Below are 18,227 nucleotides of genomic sequence, written 5' to 3'. Positions count from 1 at the left end.
TCAGAACTCGCTTTCTCTCAGGCCAGGGGGACGCACTGGCCGGCCTGCACGTAGGAATGCTCGTGCGCAAGCAGCCCCAGCAGGGCGAAGGGGACCGCAACGACGCCGATCGCGGGTGCGGCGATCGCCACGGCGACGAGCACCACTCCGGGCCAGAAGAACCGGGCGAATCGGCCCCGCAGCATCTCGGCGGCCGCGAGGTGGGCGTGGGCGGTCGGGTGGGTGAGGGTCATCTCACCGGCCACGAGCAGGAGGTGCGTTCCCGCGGACACGGCGAGCAGCACCTCGAGGATGTGGCGGGCGACATGCGGTGTCGCGAAGGCGCCGGCGAACGGCAGAACCGCCGCAGCCCCGATCATCGCCGCCTGCACGGCCAGGTGGGCGGGCAGCAACGGGCTCTGCCAGAGATCCCGCGCCTTGGCCTGGGCAAACAGGAACGCCGTGTAGCAGGCGGTTCCAGCCGCCCCCGCGATGACGAACCCGCCGAGGACCCGTTCGATCGCATCGGCCGAGGAGACCGATATCGCTCCAGTGCCGCCGAGCACGCCGACGAGCAGAAAGAGCGACGCGACCGCCCCGAAGTAGCCGATGATGAACGATCCACGGACCAGCCACGAGCCCCACTGGTGCCGGGTGAAGATCATGTAGAAGCGCAGGGGATGCTTGAGGTCCCAGATGAGCAGGATCCCGGTGAAGCCGAGGAAGACAAGCGACACGGCCGGTGCGACGTAGCGCACCACGTCGCTGTGGAAGGTCAGCCCGCCGAGGTAGGCGATCATGATCGCGACCGCGATCGCTCCCGCCGCGATGCCCTTGGTCCAGGTGTACAGGCTCACTCGCCAGCCCCAGGGGGCGTGATGGGGCACGTCGTAGGAGAGCAGCGCCGCCGCGGAGGAGTTGTGGTGGCTCGGGTGGCCGGAGGTGACGTGCTGGGGGTCGGAGGTATCGCCCTGGGTCGCCCAGGCGAACAGACCGCCGTCGGGACGCCGTGCGGCGAGCGGGTCGAGGGTCGCCTGGTGCGCGCCCTTGTAGTAGAGCCCGGGTCGGGTCTCCTTCTCCGGGCGGCGTACCGCGACCGGCTCACGCTGCACGATCTGGGCAACCTTGGAGGTGGGGTCGTTGAGGTCGCCCACGAGGATCGCCTCCGTCGGGCAGACCGTCACACACGCGGGCTCGAGGCCGATGTCGAGACGGTGCGCGCAGAAGTTGCACTTCTCCGCCGAGTGATCCTCAGGGTTGATGAAGATCGCGTCATACGGGCAGGCGGCGATGCAGGCCTTGCAGCCGATGCAGATCGACTTGTCGAAGTCCACGATCCCGTCGGGCCGCTTGTGCATCGCCTTGGTCGGACAGGCCGCCACGCATGGCGCGTCGCTGCACTGGTTACAGCGCGTGACCTGGAAGTTGCGGCGCACCTGGGGAAAGGTGCCGACCTCCACCGACTTGACGTAGGTGCGCGTCACACCCAGGGGAACCTCGTTCTCGCTCTTGCAGGCCGTGGTGCAGGCGTGGCAGCCCATGCAGCGGGTCTGGTCGAGCACCTTTACCCAACGTGGCGAAGCGGTTTCCGGGGTCATACCGAACGAAGCTACAGCCGCTTGTGGCGCCGCGGTAGACCTCAGTTGCCTAGGGACCCCCAACGAGGGCTTGGGGGCTCCGTCCGGTCCTACCCCGCCCGGTCGCGCCCTGCTCGGTCGGGCTCTGGCCCGTCGCCGCCTCGTCGAGCGGCCCGGCGGCCGTCGGCGATCGCGAGGCACTCAGCTCGGCCACGCCGAGAAGCTGTCGCGCGAGGGGGCTGAGGTCGATGTCGCTGGGCCAGACCGCCCGCAGCGTGCGGCGCAGCTCGACTCCCGTGGTCGGCACCAGCCGGACGTGACCGGCAGAAAGGTCGTCCTCGGCGGCGATCCGGCCCAGCACCGCGGGTCCGGCCCCTCCGCGGGCGGCGCTGAGCAGAGCGGTCGAGGAGCCAAGCTCGAGGTAGGGGCGGATTCCGCCCCAGCGTTCCAAGGCGCTGTCGAGCACCTCCCGCGTGCCCGAGCCCCGCTCCCGCACGATCAGCCCGGTCGCAGCCAGCTCCGCGGGGCTCACCGGCGTCTCCCGCCGTGCCCACGCGTGCTCAGGGCCGACGACGACGACGAGTTCGTCCGTCGTGATCGTCACCGACCTGATGCCCGCCACCTCGTCCTCGATCCCCTCCACGAATCCGATGTCGACGCGAGCGGATGCGACCGCGTCCAGCACTCGGGTGGAGTTGATCACCTCGACGATGAGCGAGATGTGCGTGTCCCGGGCGCGCAGCACACCGATCCAGCGCGGCAGGAGATGCTCGCCGACGGTGAAGGATGCTGCCACCCGTAGCCGTGCGTCGCTCTCTGCCCGGTATCGCTCCGCGGAGGCGACGAGGTCGTCGGCGGCGGCGAGCACCCGCCGTGCCTCACGGACGATCTCCGCCCCGACCGGCGTGACCCGGGCTCCAACCGGGGCCCGCCGCAGCAGGGTGAGACCGAGGCGCCGTTCGAGGCTCGTCATCCGGGCGCTGACGGCCGGCTGGGAGAGCCCGTGGCGGGCGGCCGCCTGGCCGAGGCTGCCGCACTCGGCGACCGACACGAGCAGGCGCAGGTCCGTCAGGTCGCTGAGTCGGTGATCGGTGGCGGCCACGGGCTGAGCGTAGCCGCGCCACGAACGTGGCCGCCGCGCCGAGTGCTCCACAGGCGTTCATCGGAAGGCACGCTCTTGGGCGTCGTGGCCGGGGCGGTAGCCGATGGCCTGGTAGATGGAGTTCGACGTCGGGTTGGCGAGGTCGGTGTAGCGCCGCACAGTATCCCCGCCGCCGGAATGAAGCGGGAGCGGATACGGGTGCGAGGGAACCGTGCTGCGCTCATAGGTGCCGGCGGGGGCCGCCGTCCGGCCGGGACGATGTTCGCGCCGGAGCGCTTGAACGGGTCCACCGGACCGAAAGAAAAGCCCCGATTCCCGTAGAGGCCGGGAGATCGGGGCAGTACCGCTACCGGGATTCGAACCCGGGTTACCGCCGTGAGAGGGCGGCGTCCTAGTCCCCTAGACGATAGCGGCAGGGAAGCGAGGTACGGAGGGTAGCAAGGGGCTCTGGGCCGGTGATGGCGGCTGTGATGGCGCAACCCCGGTGGCGGCGCAACCCCGGAGGTACCGGGCGGCGCGACCGGCGCCAGGGGGCCGGGGGTGCCGCCGGTACGCTCACAGCCGATGGACGATCCGCTCGCTCGCTTCAGTGACCGTACCCGCGAGTGGTTCGCCCGGGCCTTTGCCGGACCGACCGACGCCCAGCGGCTCGCCTGGCCGGCGATCGCCTCCGGGGGCCATGTCCTGCTCAGCGCGCCGACGGGGTCGGGCAAGACCCTCGCCGCGTTCCTGTGGGCGATCGACGCCCTCTCCCGTGACGCCACCTCCCCCGCTCCCGGACAAGGCGCCAGCTCGGCGGCAGGAGAGCGTCCCGGCGGCATCGCGCTCGTCTACGTCTCACCGCTGAAGGCGCTCTCCTACGACATCGACCGCAACCTTCGGGTGCCCCTCGCCGGCATCGGCGCGAGCCTCACCGTCGCGGTCCGCACCGGGGACACGCCGGCCCGGGAGCGCCAACGGATGCTGCGCGATCCGCCGGACATCCTCATCACCACCCCCGAGTCCCTCTATCTGATGCTCACCGGGGCCGCCCAGAACCTGTTCGCCGACACCCGCTGGTGCATCGTCGATGAGGTGCACGCGATTGCCGCCACCAAGCGGGGCGCGCACCTCGCGCTCACGCTCGAGCGGCTCAGCGCCCGCTCGGCCCGGGAGGTGCAGCGGATCGGCCTGTCGGCCACCCAGAACCCGCTCGAGGAGGTCGGGCGCTTCCTCGTCGGGCCGAACCGGCAGTGCACCATCGTTGATGCGGGCCGACGCAAGCCGCTCGACCTGAAGATCCACGTGCCGGTCGAGTCGATGAGCGCCCCCGGTGACACCCCCGGCCAGGCCGAGCTCGACCCGCTGCTCGGCGGCGGCGAGCCGACCCGCAACTCGATCTGGCCGGCGATGTATCCGGAGCTGCTCAGCCTCGTGCGCGCCCACCGTTCGACGATCATCTTCGTCAACAGCCGTCGCGGCGCCGAGCGGCTCGCTCTGCGCCTCAACGAGCTCGCCGCCGCCGAGACCGAGACCGGAACCGGGTCTGAGGTCCGAGTCGAGGCTGAGATCACCTCTACCGATCCGCCACCCGTCGTGGAGATCGCCCGGGCCCACCACGGCTCCCTCGCCCGGGAGGAGCGAACTGTCGTGGAGGAGCTGCTGAAGTCCGGAGCGCTCCCGTGCCTCGTGGCCACCTCCTCCCTCGAGCTGGGAATAGACATGGGCGCCGTCGACCTCGTCATCCAGGTCGAGTCGCCCAAGTCGGTCGCCTCGGGGCTGCAGCGGATCGGCCGGGCCGGACACAACGTCGGCGACGTGAGTCGCGGGCGGATCTTCCCGAAGTTCCGGGCCGACCTGCTCGAGTGCGCCGTCGTCGCCCGGCGGATGCGTGAGGGTGAGATCGAGACGACCGTCGTCCCCAAGAACCCCCTGGACGTGCTCGCCCAGCAGATCGTCGCGATCGCGGCCGCCGCCGGGGAGGCGGAACCGGTGCCCGTCGGCGACCTGTTCGCCCTCGTGACCGCCAGCTACAGCTTCGCGGAGCTGACAGAGCCGGTGTTCGAGAGCGTCCTCGACATGCTCGACGGCCGCTACCCGTCGACGGCCTTTGCCGAGCTTCGTCCCCGGATCATCTGGGACCGCCTGACCGGGACGATCCGCCCCCGCAGAGGTGCCCAACAGCTCGCGGTCACCAACGCCGGCACGATCCCCGACCGGGGCCTGTTCGCGGTCACCCTCCCGGACGGACGCCGGGTCGGCGAGCTCGACGAGGAGATGGTCTATGAGGCCCGGCCGGGCCAGACCTTCCTGCTCGGCGCATCGACGTGGCGGATCGAGGAGATCGGCCGGGACCGGGTGATCGTCACGCCCGCCCCCGGCCTGCCCGGGGCGGTGCCGTTCTGGAAGGGCGACTCGGTCGGCCGCCCCGCCGAGCTCGGGGCGGCGATCGGGGCCTTCTCACGCTGGGCCGTCGACGCCGACCCGTCCGACCTCGCCGCCGGCTACGACCTCGACGACCGAGCCGCGGTCAACCTCGTCACCTTCCTGCGGGAGCAGCGTGAGGCGACCCGGGTGATCCCCTCAGACGAGACGATCGTGATCGAACGCTTCCGCGACGAGATCGGGGATTGGCGGGTGTGCGTCCTCTCCCCCTACGGCGGCCGGGTCCACGCCGCCTGGGCCCTCGCCATTTCCGCCCTGCTGCGGGACGAGCTCGGCCTGGAGTCCGACGCGATCTGGTCCGATGACGGGATCATCATCCACCTGCCCGACGCCGAGGAACTCGACTCCGGCCGGATCGCCGAGCTCGTGGTGATCGATCCCGACGAGCTGGATGAGCTGATCGTCGGCGAGCTCGGGGCGAGCGCCCTGTTCGGAGCCCGCTTCCGCGAGAACGCGGGTCGGGCCCTGCTCATTCCCCGGGCCCGCCCGGGCAAACGCACCCCGCTGTGGCAGCAGCGGCTCAAGAGCCAGTCGCTGCTGGAGGTGGCCCGCCGCTACGAGGACTTCCCGATCGTCCTGGAGACCTACCGCGAATGTCTCCAGGACGTGTTCGACCTGCCGGCGCTCAAGAGCGTCCTCGGCAAGCTCGGTCGCCGGGAAATCTCCCTCGTCGAGATTGAGACCACGAGTGCGTCCCCGTTCGCCTCCTCCCTCCTCTTCGACTACGTCGCCACCTACATGTATGAGGGGGACACTCCCAACGCGGAGCGCCGCGCCGCCGCGCTCTCCCTCGACCGCGATCTCCTGCGCGAACTGCTCGGCCAGGAGGAGCTGCGGGACCTGCTTGACCCTGACGCGCTCACCCGGGTCGAGGCGGACCTGCAGTTCCTCAGCGAGCCGCGGCGGGTGACCGGGACCGACGCCTGCCACGACATGCTCCGCAGTCTCGGTGATCTCAGCGCCGGTGAGGTCGCCGCCCGCTGCGCGCCGGACGTCGACGCCGCCGCGCTGCTCGCCAGCCTGGAGGCTCAGCGTCGCGCCGTCCGGGTCCGCGTCGGCGGCGAGCCGCGCTGGATCGCCGCCGCCGACGCCGGCCTGTACCGGGACGCCCTCGGGGTCGTTCCCCCGGGCGGGCTGCCCGACGCGTTCCTCACCGCCGTGCCCGACGCGATGCTCGCCCTCACCCGCCGCTTCGGGGCGACCCACGGCCCGTTCCCGACCGCCTGGCTGAGCGAGCGCTACGGGGTCGACGCGACCCCCGCACTCACCCTGCTCGAGCGCGACGGCGAGCTTGTCCGCGGCGAACTGCGGCCCGGCGGCAGTGGCCGCGAGTGGTGCCATCCCGAGGTGCTCCGGCGGATTCGCCGGGCCAGCCTCGCCGCGCTGCGCAAGGAGGTCGAGCCCGTCGATGCGCTCAGCCTCGCCCGCTTCCTACCCGCCTGGCAGGGGATCGACCGCCACGCTCCCGCGGGAGCGGGGATCGACCGGCTGCGGGACGTGCTCGTCAGCCTGCAGGGGATCGCCGCCCTCCCGGAGGTGTGGGAGCGGGACCTGCTGCCTCGACGGGTCGGCGCGTACTCCCCCGCCTGGCTGGACCAGCTCTGCGCCGCCGGGGAGATCGTCTGGTTCGGTGCGGGGTCGCTGGGGACGAGCGGCCGGGTCGCGCTCTACTTCCGGGAGGACCTCGCCTTGTTCGGGGAGCTACTGATGCCGCGCCGCCCCGAGTTCACCGGCGATCTGCATCGGTGGCTGCGGGAGCGCCTCGCGCGCGGGGCGTGCTTCTACACCGATCTGCTCGTCGGCTCCGACGCCCGCGCGTCCGACCTGCAGGCCGCCCTGTGGGATCTCGTCTGGGCCGGGGAGGTGACCAACGACGCGTTCGTGCCGTTGCGCGCTGGCCGGCGCAGCCCGGGGGCCGGCGCCGCGACCGCGCGCGCGGGTCTTTCCCGCCGGCCCGGCACGTTCGCGAGCCGGCGCCGCGCCGCGACCGCCGTCGAGGTGCAGGGCCGCTGGTCGCTGACGGAGACGCTGCTGCCCGCCACGGCGGATCCGTCGGCCCGCCGGCGCGCGGTCGCCGAACTGCTGCTCGAACGCTACGGCGTGCTCACCCGCGAGCATGTGCTCGCCGAGGGACTGGCCGGCGGCTTCAGCGCGATCTATCCCGAGCTGACGACCCTCGAGACGCTCGGCACCGTCCGGCGCGGCTACTTCATCGAGGGGCTCGGCGGGGCCCAGTTCGCCCTTCCCGGCGCGGTCGAACGGCTCCGCCAACGCCCGCCGCTTAACCCGACCGCGGTCGTCCTCGCCGCCGTCGACCCCGCCCAGCCCTACGGCACCCTGCTGCCCTGGCCCAACCCCCCGGGCAACGGGTGCGCCGGGCGCCCCCGCGCTCCCGCCCGCGTGGCGGGCGCCTACGTCGTGCTGTGTGGCGGCGAGCCGATCCTCTACCTCGAACGGGGCGCCAAGGGTCTGCTCAGCTTCGTCCCCGACGCCGACGCGCGCCTCAACCCGGCGTTGGCGGCCCTTGCCGCCCACGTCCGCGACGGCCGCGGCCTCGTCCGCCGGATCGGGCTCGAGCGGGTCAACGGCGAGCCGGCATTGGCGAGCACCTTCGACGGCGCCCTGCTTGAGGTCGGCTTCCAGGAGGGGCCGAGACGGCTGACCCTGAGCGCGTGAGCGTCCGGCGGCCGACCGGGGCCGCCGGACGCACCGGCCCCACCGTCAGGCTGGGCGCTGGCAGCCCGGGCACCAGTAGGTGATCCGCGCGCCGTCCCCGTCGGGGGCCGAGCGGATCGTGGCCCCACAGCGCCGGCAGGGCCGGCCGGCCCGGCCGTAGACCTCGAGCCGGGCCCGGTCGGGGCCGCGCAGGCCCGAGTCGAGCATCCGCGGCCGCACCCGTTCGGTGAGGGTGTGCAGCTCCGCATCCGTGACGGTGTGGATCGGGCGGCGCGGGTCAAGCCCCGCCTCCCAGCACCCCTCGGCCTTCCAGATGTTGCCGATCCCGGCGAGCAGGCTCTGGTCGAGCAGGCTGTCGCCGAGGCTGTGCCCGGCGTCGGCGGCCCGCAGCCGCGCGAGGAAGCGCTCGGCGTCGAAGCCGCCGGGGGCGAGCAGGTCCGGGCCGAGCCGGCCGAGGCGCCGGTCACTGCGCAGACGCGCGGTCGTCATCAGCTCGAGCACCGGGCCGTCGAACTGGACGACGCTGTGCCCGCCGGCCTCAAGCACGAGCCAGGCCCGGCGGGGGGCGCGATGCCACTCCTGCCCACGCAGGTAGACGCCCCAGGCGCCGGTCATCTTCAGGTGCGAGTGCAGCGCGAGGCCGCCGCTGAAGAGCAGGAACAGGTTCTTGCCGCGGGTGGTCACCGACTCGACCCGGCGGCCGGCGAGCATCGCCGGCCAGCGGGGTGCCCCCGCGGAGCCGCGCGCCGCCCCCGGCCGCGGGGGCGGCATCTCGACCCGGTCGGGGACCGTGCCCTCGAGCACCGGACGGATCCGGGTCGCCGCCCACAGAATCGTGTCACCCTCGGGCATCGGTTCGACCGGTCAGCGGCACCTCAGGCCAACGAGGGCCGCTGTGCCTGGAGGGTGAAGCTCGCCGCCAGCCGCCAGGGCCGCTCGGTGAGGCGCCACTCCCCGTCGGCGTCGACGCTCATGTGGCCGGGCAGGGCCTCCCAGGGGACGCTGTCGTGTTCGGCGAGCCCGGTGATGACCATGCCGGCGCCGAGGAGAGCGGAGACGATCTCCCCGAGCCCGTGGTTCCACTCGTGCGTGACCGTACTCGTGAACTGCGCGTCGGTCGCCACGTAGGTGCCGGGCCCGTCAAAGATCGTCGGCTCGGGCTTTTCGAAGTAGGGAAAGTCGAGGCTGATCCGGTCCGGGTGGGCCTCAAGTGTCGCGAGCATCGGGTGCATGTCCCGGACGAACAGGCGTCCGCCGGGGGCGAGCAGAGCGGCGACCGTCTCGGCCCAGCGGGCGATGTTCGGCAGCCAGCAGAGCGCCCCGATCCCCGTGTAGAGCAGGTCGAAGGAGGCCGGCTCGAGCACGTCGAGGGCGCTGTAAACGTCGGATTGGACGAACCGGACCGGCGCGCCGGTCCGGTCGGCGAGCCGGCGGGCCTCCTCGAGCGCGGCACCGGAGAAGTCGAGTCCGGTCATCTGCGCGCCGAGGCGGCTGAGGGAGATCGTGTCGGTCCCGATGTGGCACTGCAGGTGCAGGCCGGTGCGCCCGTCGAGCGCGCCGAGGCGCGGGCGGTCAAAGGCGACGACCTGGGAGATGAAGGTCGGGTCGGTGAGGAAGCGGTCGACCCCATAGTCGGGGGAGGCGGCATGGGCAGCCGCCCGCTCATCCCAGTTGGCCAGGTTGACGGTGAGGGAGTCGTCCATACTGCGAGGATCGCAGCTGGGCTTGGATGACCGCCGCGAACGCGTCCTCGTGGCGGGCCGTCGGCTGTGCGGGCAACCGGGGACGATGCCTGGCAACCCCATCGACGCGGTGTGCTCGATCAGTAGGCTGCGCGTCCATGATCACGACCACGAGCGCCTTCAGCCACGGCGACACCGTCACCCGTCTCCGGGACGCGATCCGCGGTGAGGGCCTGACAGTGTTCGCCGAGTTCGACCACGACGGCGCCGCGGCGGAGGTCGGCATGGATCTTCCGGGCACCCATGTGATCGGCTTTGGCAGCCCGCGGGCCGGGACGCCGCTGATGCAGGCGGACCCGAGGGTCGGGATCGAGCTGCCGTTGCGGGTGCTCGTCTGGGAGCAGAGCGGTGAGATCCACCTCGGCCACGCCGACCCGCGCGCCTGGGACGGCCACTACGACCTGGGATCCCAGACCGGGGTGCTCGAGGCGATGGCCGGGCTGCTCGCCCGGCTCGTGGGTGAGGCCGCCGGAACGGAGGGCCGCTGAGCGGCTCACTGGGCCTCGGTCCGCGGGTGTTTCGGATCGGAGCGCTGATCAGCAGGGGACGATGTCGATGCCCGGATCGAGCCGGCGGAGGTCATCGCCGTCCCCGGTCACCGGCACCCCGCCGAGGGAGCGAGTCACGACGATCACCGACGCATCGATGACATCAGCGGTGCCGGTGGCGGCACACAGCGGACCAGCGGCGCGCGCGACGGCCGAGTCAGTAGACGGCGACGGTCTGGCGCCCGCCGGCGAGCGGCCGCCCGTCCGTGGAGAAGCACGCCATCGTCTGCTGGGAGTAGCCGTCGGCGGCCGCCTCGCTCGAGCTGTGCAGCAGGAACCAGCCGCCGGGGTCGGCCCCAGCGTCGATCAGGTCGAGGCTCCAGGTCACCGAACTGCCCGGTCGGGGGCGGTCTGAGGCCGACAGGACGGCCGGGGGCAGCACGTCCGCCACAGCGACGATCGCCTCCTCGGCGCTCAGTCCGACGCTGTCACGGTGACGAACCCACATCACAGACTCGGGCACCCCGCCGCTGAACGGCGGTGCCCCGCCGGCGAACCGCACCTCCATGTGCCGGAGGAACACGGGGGTCCCCGACAGCGGGAGCGGGAGCACCGCACACTCCTCGGGAGCGGGGACCGCCGGTGGTGCGAGGCGTCGGTGGACGAGTTCGCTCGTGCGTGGCTCGCCGCACATGATCAGCGCCGCCGCCGCGGTCGCATCGACGCTCACGTGGGCGTCGACGGCGACAAAGCCGACCGACCGACCGCGACGCAGAGGCCGTGCGCGGAGGGTCAGCTCACCGTGGGCCGGTCCGAGGAAGGCGAGCTGAAGGGAGCGCAGCGGACCAAGGCCGGCGACCGTGCTGCGCGCGATGCGCAGACAGAGCACGGCGGTGAGACCCCCGTAGAGCGTCCTCCCCTGACCCCAATCGTCGGGCGCGGACAGGCGGTAAGTCCCGTCAGTCACGGTCTCGAGACTCGCGAGCACCTCCCCGAGGCTCTCGGCGGCACGCTCCCCCGCCGGTTCGGCTGCGCTCATCCTGACCCCACCGCGGCCAGGCTACCGGACCGACCGGCCGGTCCCCGTCCCAGCGGCCGTTACGATCCCGCCGATGCCACGGTTCCGGCACGCTCTCACGCGCGCGTGGTTCGGGACGCTGTGGCCCCGCCGCGGCGGTCGGCGGGCACGGCGGGCCGACGCCGCCGTCACGCTCGCCGGGCTGCTCATCCTGAGCGCCGGCACGGCCGCCCTCGCCGCGGCGGCTCCCTCCGTGGCAGCGCCGCACAGCGCGGTGACGCGGTGGTGGCACCCACCGGCCCGTCCGACCTTCTACTGGCAACTGCAGGGCACCCTACCGCTGCACGAGCCCGCCCTGATCGATGACGTCGACGGCTTTGACACCTCCGCCGCCGAGGTTGCGCGCCTGCACGCGGCCGGGCACCGGGTGATCTGTTACATCGACGTCGGCACCTGGGAGCGCTGGCGCCCCGACGCCCGGGACTTTCCCCGCGCGGTGCTCGGCCACCCGAACGGGTGGCCGGGGGAACGCTGGCTCGACATCCGCAACCTGAGGGTGCTCGAGCCGATCATGCGCCGGCGTCTGGAGATGTGTGCGCAGAAGGGCTTTGACGGGGTCGAGCCCGACAACATCAACCCGATCGGCAACGATCCCGGTTTTCCGATCACCCCGCGGGACGTCATCCGGTACGCCCGCTGGGTCGCCGGGACCGCGCACTCCCTCGGACTCGCCGTCCTCCAGAAGAACGGCTCGCAGTTCACTGCCGCACTCGAGCCGTCCTTCGACGGCGCCCTCACCGAACAGTGCAACCAATACAGCGAATGCGCCGCGTATGAGCCGTATCTGCGTGTCGGCAAGCCGGTCATCGACGCCGAGTACCAATCCCGGCTCTTCCCGCGCTTCTGCACCACCGACGCGCGTCTGGGGATCGTCGGGGCGCTCTACAACCTCGCCCTCAACGGTCGGCGCTACCGGCCCTGCCCGCCCCTGACCGGCCCCACTGCGACCGTGCCGACGGCGGTCGCCCGGGCGCGCATGGCCTGAGCGTCCGTACCCTCTGTCGGGATGGAAACCGGCGCAGCCGCGGCGTTCACCTTCACCAACCGGACCGGCCGGCCGAGTGGACCGGTGCTGCGGATGCTGAGCGCAGTCCTCCCCGGTGTCGCCGCCGTTCAGGCCCAGGTCGGGCCCTACGCGGCCGCCTGGCGGGCGGCGAACCTCGACGCGCTCACCCGGAGCGGGCGACGCTGGGTGGCCCTCGGCGACTCGATGACCCAGGGGATCGGGGCGAGCAGCCCCTTTCACGGGTGGGTCAACCAGGCCGCCGAGCGACTTCCGGTCCCGCTGACGATCGTCAACCTCTCCCAGAGCGGCGCCCGGGTCGAGGACGTCATCGACCAGCAGCTTCCGGCCTGGCGCTCACTCCCACCGGCCGCCCAGCCCGACCTGATCACGGTGCTGATCGGCTCCAACGACGTGATCAGCCCACGGCACCGCCGGCTGCTCATCGAGGCGTTCACCGAGCTGCTGGAGGCTCTCCCCGCGGGGGCGCTCGTCGCTGAACTCCCCTCCCCCGTCCGCGCCGCCAGCACGGTCAACGCCCTCCTCCACAGCGCCGCCCGGCGGGGGACGATCCGGGTCATCCGCACCGATCACCTCGATCCGAGCGTCTGGCGGGGCCGGCTCGCCGGCGACAACTTCCATCCCAACGACGCCGGCTACCGCCTTATCGCCGACGCCTTCACACCGGCGCTCACCGCGGCGCTCGCGGTCGCGGAGCCTGCCGCTGGATGACCCGAACCCCGTGCTTGGGGGCGAGGGTGATGGCTCGGAACACCGGTCGGTCGGGTCGGCGGGCGATCGGAGTCAGCTCACAGCGCTCGAGGACCCGCTCGATGATGACGCGCATCTCCATCTGGGCAAAGCTCGCCCCGAGACAGCGGCGGGTCCCGCCGCCGAAGGGCAGCCACGTGTAGGTGTCGGGGGCATCCGGGCCGAGATGACGCTCGGGAAGGAAACGCCGCGGGTGCGGGTAGAGGTCCCGGCGCTCGTGGATGACCCGGATCGACGGGTTGATCTCCACCCCCTCCGGGATCCGCCACGGCCCGAGCGCAAACGGGGCGCCGCGGACGACCCGGCCGACGCCGGGAATGACCGTCCGGCAGCGCAGCGCCTCCTTGATGACGGCGTCGAGATAGCCGGCCTCGCGCGCGCGGATCCGGGTGAGGACGTCGGGGCGCCGCAACACGAGATCGAAGGTCCAGGCGAGCGCCGTTGCGGTCGTCTCATGACCGGCGACGAGCAGGGTGACGAGCTCGTCTCGGATCTCCTCGTCGCTGAGACCGTGCCCGTCCCCGTCCCGCGCCGCGACAAGCCCGGAGAGAACGTCATCGGTGGAGGCAAACCCAGGCTCGCGGCGGCGGGCGATCTCCGCGGAGACGAGTTCGTCAAGCTCGGCCTGGGCGGCGAGGAAGCGCCGGCGGCCGCGGTCGATCCCGAGCCGCGGCGCGAGGAACAGGCTGAGCATCCCGCGCGGCTGGGTGACCGGGTCGATCATGGCGCGGATCCGATCGCGCAACGCCGTCTCCGTCGCCGTGTCGAGGGTCCCGAACACGGCCCGGATGACAACGGTGAGCGTGACCGACTGCAGGGTGCTCAGCAGGCGGAAAGGGCTCTGGACGGGCCAGCGGTCGATCTCCGCGTCCGTCGCCTGTGCGATCGTGTCCTCATAGCCCTCGAGCCGGCGGCCGTGAAAGGGCGGCAGCATCAGGCGCCGGTGCGCGAGATGTTCGGCACCGTCGAGGACGAGCACCGAGCGCGCGCCGAGCAGGGGTGCGAGTAGCGCGTTCGCCTCACCGGCGTTGAGCTGGAGGTGGGGGCCCTGGAACAGCTCGCGGACGAGACCGGGGTCGAACACCATCACGAAGCCGTCGTCGAAGACGGTCCGCATGAAGACGGCCGGGCCGTAGCGGCGCCGGCAGAACTCGAGCCAGCGCCGACCGCCGAGCACGAACCCGGCCGTCTGGAGCAGCGGAGGCAGCCGGGGTCCGGGGGGCAGCGCCGCGACCGCGGCGCCGGCCGGCACGGCAGGCGGCGCGGTCAGGACCGCCTCGGAGGGAGTCACCGGATCGGAGCTGCGTCGGCGCGGCCGGCTCTCAGCCGCGGGCGGCCTCGGTGGCGGTCTGGACCTCCAGCTCACCGTCGGTGAGCCGGGCACGCAGCACCTTCTTGTCGAACTTGCCCACCGAGGTCTTGGGGACCTCGTCGATGAAGGCGAACGCGTCCGGGATCCACCACTTCGCGACCCGGTCGCTGAGGTGCGCGCGCAGATCCTCGACGCTGAGGTCGCCCTCGGCGACGACGCAGCCGAGTGGGCGCTCGGTGTAGCGCTCATCCGGCATCGCGATGACCGCCGCCTCCCGGACCGCGGGGTGAGCCATCAGCTCGTTCTCGAGCTCGACCGAGGAGATCCACTCCCCGCCGGATTTGATGATGTCCTTGGTCCGGTCGGTGATGCGGATGTACCCACGCGAGTCGATCGTCGCGACATCTCCCGTCCGCAGCCAGCCGTCGGCGAACTTCTCCACCGATCCCTGCGGATCCTCGTAGTAGCCGGCGGCGATCCACGGGCCGCGCACCTGCAGCTCGCCGGCGCTCGCTCCGTCCCAGGGCAGCGGCGTCCCGTCGTCGGCGACGATCCGGGCCTCGACGAGCGGGGCGATCTTCCCCTGGCTGAGCCGGTAGCTCCAGCGCTCCTCCCCCGTCGAACCGGCCGGCGGGTGGGCGACCGACCCGAGCGGACTCGTCTCGGTCATCCCCCACGCCTGCACGAGCGTGATGCCGTGGCGCTGCTCGAGCGGCTCCATCAACGCCCGGGGCACGGCGGCGCCACCGCAGACGACCTTGGTCAAGGAGGAGGTGTCCGTCTCCGGGTGGGCGTCGAGATGGCGCAGCAGGTCCATCCAGATCGTCGGCACCGCCCCGGACAGCGTCACCCGCTCGGAGGTGATCAGCTCGGCAAGGGGCGCGGCCTGGAGGAACCGTCCGGGCATCACGAGGGAGGCGCCGATCAGGCAGGACCCGTGCACGAGTCCCCAGGCGTTGGCGTGGAACTGGGGAACGATCGGCAGGACGCGGTCGGCGGAGGTGACTCCGAGCGCCTCCGCAAGGCCGGTGCTGAAGGCGTGCAGAACGGTGGACCGGTGCGAGTACATGACGCCCTTGGGGTTGCCGGTCGTCCCGCTCGTGTAGCAGAGCGCGGCGGCGCTGCGCTCCTCCACCGCCGGGTACGCATCGATCGGCTCAGCGGCGAGAAACTCCTCGTAGCGGACCGTCGGATGGAGGTTTCCGGCGGGACCGTCGCCGATGATCACGAACAGCTCGACGGTGGTGAGCTGGTCGCTGACCCGGTCCAGGAGCGGCACGAGCGAGTCGTCGACGAACACGATCCGGTCCTGGGCGTGGTTGATCACGTAGGCGAGCTGCTCGGGGAAGAGCCGGATGTTGAGGGTGTGCAGGACGGCGCCGAGGCAGGGGATCGCCATGTACAGCTCCACGTGCTCCTGGCTGTTCCAGGCGAACGTCCCGACCCGGTCACCCTCACCGATGCCGTGAGCGGCGAGCCCGGCGGCGAGCCGGTCGATGCGTCCGACCACCTCACCGAAGGACGCCCGGGTTCGTGCCCCGTCGGCTTCGCGCAGGGTGACGATCTCCGCACCGGCGTTGAGCGTCCGCATCCGGCCGAGCACGTGACCGAGCGTGAGCGGGTAATCGTCCTGCATCAATCCTCGTAGCATCTCCACACCTCTCTTCGACGACACCGGGGATCCTACGGGTTCGCCTCAACAGCCGACCCCAGGCGCAGACGGCCGATGCGACCCGACTACGATCGGCCGCATGCGCGTTGGCTTCGTCAGCTCCGCGGGAATCGACCGTGGCCGCAGCGACGACGCGGAGGCGGCCACCCGACTTGGCGCCGAGCTGTGTGTCTGGGACGACCCGGATGTCGACTGGACCGGATTTGACCGGGTGGTCGTCCGCTCGGTCTGGGACTACACCGCCGACGTCAACCGCTTCCTCGCCTGGTGTGAACGGGTCGGCCCCGAACGGCTGCGCAACCGGCCCGACCTGATCCGCTTCAACGCCGACAAGCGCTATCTGCGCGCGCTTGGCGCACCGACGGTCCCGACGCACTTCGCCGGGCCCGGTGAGGCGCTGCCGGCGCTCGCCGGCGAGGTGGTGATCAAACCGAACGTGTCCGCCGGGGCCCGCGACACCGGACGGTTCGGCCCCGCCGAGCACGACGCCGCCCGGGCTCTGATCGCCGAGATCCAGGCGAGCGGTCGCTGCGCCCTCATCCAGCCGTACCTGCCGCTCATCGCCGAACGGGGTGAGCGGGCGATCGTCTACCTCGGCGGCGCCGTCTCCCACGTGCTGACCAAACGGCTCGTGCTCGACACGCCCGGCATCGCGCCGCTCGGGTCCGGCGCGCACGCTCCGGCCGCGGCGATGCTCGCCGACGACCTTGTCCGCGCCGGAGCCGCCAGCGAGAGCGAACTGGCCCTCGCCGCCGCCGTGCACGCGGAGATCAGCACGCGGTTCGGAGCCCCCCTGTATGCCCGGATCGACCTTGTCCCGGGGCTCGACGGGGAGCCGCGACTGCTCGAGCTCGAGGTGATCGAGCCGTGCCTCTATCTGCAGCTTGCACCGGGAGCGTCCGCGCGCTTCGCCGACGCGATCCGGGCGAGCTGATCAGGGCGCGTCCGGGTTCGGCTCGGCGAAGCCGAGCGGCTCCCGCGTGAACCGGTAGGTCGCCCAGTTGAGCTGCCAGACGCTCCCATCGGGCCGCCGGTGGATGAGCAGCCGTTCACCGCGCTCGAGACCGCGCACGCTCCGGTAGACGTCCTCGCCCTCCCGGGCAAAGCGGGTCGGCTCCTCCCCCGGATGCGCCTCGCCGGGGCGGAACTCGAGCTGTCCCTGCGCAACGGAGAAGACCCCGGGACTGCCCTCGGAGAACCACAGGCCGAGGACACCCGCCAGTTCTGCTGGCCGCTCGGTCCCGGGCTGCCAGGGTTCGGGCAGCGGCGGATGTTCGGCGAGCACCCGGACGCCGAGGTCGAGCGCCGTTCCCGCCGGGTCCCGGGCGGCGCTCTGGTTGGTGAGCAGCACCGACGTCGTCTTTGATCCGGCGTGGGAGAACACTCCGCTGATCCCGCCGGGCGCAGCCCCCGTGTGGCCGAACCACGTCTCCCCGTCCCGGCGGTGCAGGAACACGCCGAGGCCGTAGGCGACCTGTCCGCCCGGGTCGACCGGCAGCTGCGGGGCGAGCATCTCCTCGACCGAGTCCGGAGAGAGAACCGCGGCGTCGGGGCTGAGCAGGAAGGCGTGCCAGGCGACGAGGTCGGCGAGGGTGCTCGCCAGCCCCCCGGCCGGAAGGGTCGGGCCGGTGAAGACAAGCGGTTCGGGAACCGGGACGTCGGTGAACGCGGGGACGTAGTAAAGGCCGGCGTGCGGCGGGACCAGCGTCGTCGTCGTACGGCGGAGACCGAGCGGGTCCAGCAGCCGCTCGGTCAGGCTGTCTGACCAGGACCGTCCGTCGAGGCGGGCGATCAGCGATCCGAGGAGCATGTAGGCAAGGTTGCTGTAGTGCCAGAGCCGGCGGGGAGCGAGAACCGCCTCAGCCACGTTGACGTTCGCGACCGGATCCTCGAGGTTGAGGCGACCGAGCGTGTCCCACATGTCGCCGACCGGCTCGCGCTGCAGGCCGCTCGCGTGGGCGAGGAGATCGCGCACCGTCAGCGGCCGCGCGCAGTCCGGCAGGTGCAAGTCGATGGGGTCCTCGAGGCGCAGGCGCCCCTCGTCGCGCAGCTGCATCACCATCGCCGCGGTGAACGTCTTGGTGTTCGATGCGATCAGGAACTGGGTGTCGGCCCCCAGCGGAACGGTCGGGTCACTGAGGTCGGCTGACCCGATCGCGGTATCCCACAGCAAGGTGCCCGCACGGGCGACGCCGGCAACGAGCGCCGGAGTCCGGCTCGCGCGTTGGGCGGCGAGGGCCGCGACCTGCAGGGATCGCCGCGTGCTCGGTGAGAGGGGGTGATCCACGCCGTCGATGGTAGGGCCGGGGACGCCAGTGGCCGCGTGAGATGACGGTCGGGCCCGCCGGACGAGGGGCACTCACTACCGGGCTTGACTGGTCTGGTTACCTTCACAACGGACCG

13 protein-coding genes and 1 tRNA gene are annotated in these 18,227 nt (G+C 72.0%); 5 read left to right on the top strand and 9 right to left on the bottom strand.

Translation table 11 applies throughout. From position 1 onward, the window contains the following. Positions 1–17: 17 nt before the first annotated feature. From M3M55_RS09730 to M3M55_RS09720, 3 genes are all read right to left on the bottom strand, one after another. The gene (locus M3M55_RS09730) at positions 18–1,541 is read right to left on the bottom strand and encodes a 4Fe-4S dicluster domain-containing protein (RefSeq protein ID WP_249009307.1); all 1,524 of its coding nucleotides are present in this window, start codon (positions 1,539–1,541) and stop codon (positions 18–20) included. Between the two features lie 85 nt (positions 1,542–1,626). Continuing rightward, positions 1,627–2,658, bottom strand: coding sequence for a LysR family transcriptional regulator (locus M3M55_RS09725; protein ID WP_249009306.1), 1,032 nt, complete (start codon positions 2,656–2,658; stop codon positions 1,627–1,629). 341 nt (positions 2,659–2,999) lie between these two features. After that, a tRNA-Glu gene (locus M3M55_RS09720) sits at positions 3,000–3,072 on the bottom strand. 150 nt (positions 3,073–3,222) lie between these two features. Between M3M55_RS09720 and M3M55_RS09715 the strand changes: the two genes are divergently transcribed. After that, a complete protein-coding gene (locus tag M3M55_RS09715) occupies positions 3,223–7,758 on the top strand; it encodes a DEAD/DEAH box helicase (RefSeq protein ID WP_249009305.1) in 4,536 nt (1,511 codons plus the stop codon). Positions 7,759–7,803: 45 nt separating this feature from the next. On the opposite strand, the gene M3M55_RS09710 is transcribed toward M3M55_RS09715, so the two are convergent. Together M3M55_RS09710 and M3M55_RS09705 are read right to left on the bottom strand one after the other, a co-directional pair. Next, positions 7,804–8,610 carry a DNA-formamidopyrimidine glycosylase family protein gene (locus tag M3M55_RS09710; protein ID WP_249009304.1) on the bottom strand — a complete coding sequence of 269 codons (807 nt, stop codon included), beginning with the start codon at positions 8,608–8,610 and terminating at the stop codon, positions 7,804–7,806. 23 nt (positions 8,611–8,633) lie between these two features. Continuing rightward, positions 8,634–9,461: a class I SAM-dependent methyltransferase gene (locus tag M3M55_RS09705; protein WP_249009303.1), complete on the bottom strand. Its 828-nt coding sequence runs from the start codon at positions 9,459–9,461 to the stop codon at positions 8,634–8,636. 137 nt (positions 9,462–9,598) lie between these two features. On the opposite strand from M3M55_RS09705, the gene M3M55_RS09700 reads away from it, so the two are divergent. Further along, complete coding sequence (locus M3M55_RS09700) at positions 9,599–9,988, top strand: DUF302 domain-containing protein (protein WP_249009302.1); 390 nt, start codon at positions 9,599–9,601, stop codon at positions 9,986–9,988. Between the two features lie 217 nt (positions 9,989–10,205). Here M3M55_RS09700 and M3M55_RS09695 read toward each other — a convergent pair whose 3' ends face one another. Continuing rightward, complete coding sequence (locus M3M55_RS09695) at positions 10,206–11,027, bottom strand: acyl-CoA thioesterase II (protein WP_249009301.1); 822 nt, start codon at positions 11,025–11,027, stop codon at positions 10,206–10,208. Between the two features lie 73 nt (positions 11,028–11,100). On the opposite strand from M3M55_RS09695, the gene M3M55_RS09690 reads away from it, so the two are divergent. Together M3M55_RS09690 and M3M55_RS09685 are read left to right on the top strand one after the other, a co-directional pair. Then, on the top strand, positions 11,101–12,051 hold the full coding sequence (locus M3M55_RS09690) for an endo alpha-1,4 polygalactosaminidase (RefSeq protein ID WP_249009300.1): 951 nt from the start codon (positions 11,101–11,103) through the stop codon (positions 12,049–12,051). Between the two features lie 21 nt (positions 12,052–12,072). Beyond that, positions 12,073–12,801, top strand: coding sequence for an SGNH/GDSL hydrolase family protein (locus tag M3M55_RS09685; RefSeq protein WP_249009299.1), 729 nt, complete (start codon positions 12,073–12,075; stop codon positions 12,799–12,801). Here the strand turns inward: M3M55_RS09685 and M3M55_RS09680 are convergent. Both M3M55_RS09680 and M3M55_RS09675 read right to left on the bottom strand, forming a co-directional pair. Then, positions 12,761–14,131 carry a cytochrome P450 gene (locus tag M3M55_RS09680; protein ID WP_249009298.1) on the bottom strand — a complete coding sequence of 457 codons (1,371 nt, stop codon included), beginning with the start codon at positions 14,129–14,131 and terminating at the stop codon, positions 12,761–12,763. The two genes, M3M55_RS09685 and M3M55_RS09680, sit on opposite strands and share 41 nt — an antisense overlap. 31 nt (positions 14,132–14,162) lie before the next feature. Beyond that, complete coding sequence (locus M3M55_RS09675; protein ID WP_249009297.1) at positions 14,163–15,788, bottom strand: long-chain fatty acid--CoA ligase; 1,626 nt, start codon at positions 15,786–15,788, stop codon at positions 14,163–14,165. A gap of 115 nt (positions 15,789–15,903) precedes the next feature. Here M3M55_RS09675 and M3M55_RS09670 point away from each other — a divergent pair, with 115 nt between their 5' ends. Beyond that, on the top strand, positions 15,904–16,758 hold the full coding sequence (locus M3M55_RS09670; RefSeq protein ID WP_249009296.1) for a RimK family alpha-L-glutamate ligase: 855 nt from the start codon (positions 15,904–15,906) through the stop codon (positions 16,756–16,758). Here M3M55_RS09670 and M3M55_RS09665 read toward each other — a convergent pair whose 3' ends face one another. After that, complete coding sequence (locus tag M3M55_RS09665; protein ID WP_249009295.1) at positions 16,759–18,111, bottom strand: serine hydrolase; 1,353 nt, start codon at positions 18,109–18,111, stop codon at positions 16,759–16,761. Between the last annotated feature and the right edge of the window lie 116 nt (positions 18,112–18,227).

Source organism: Conexibacter sp. DBS9H8, from assembly GCF_023330685.1.
In the GTDB taxonomy this organism is placed as follows: Bacteria; Actinomycetota; Thermoleophilia; order Solirubrobacterales; family Solirubrobacteraceae; genus Palsa-465.
This window is presented reverse-complemented; position numbering and strand designations above follow the sequence as displayed.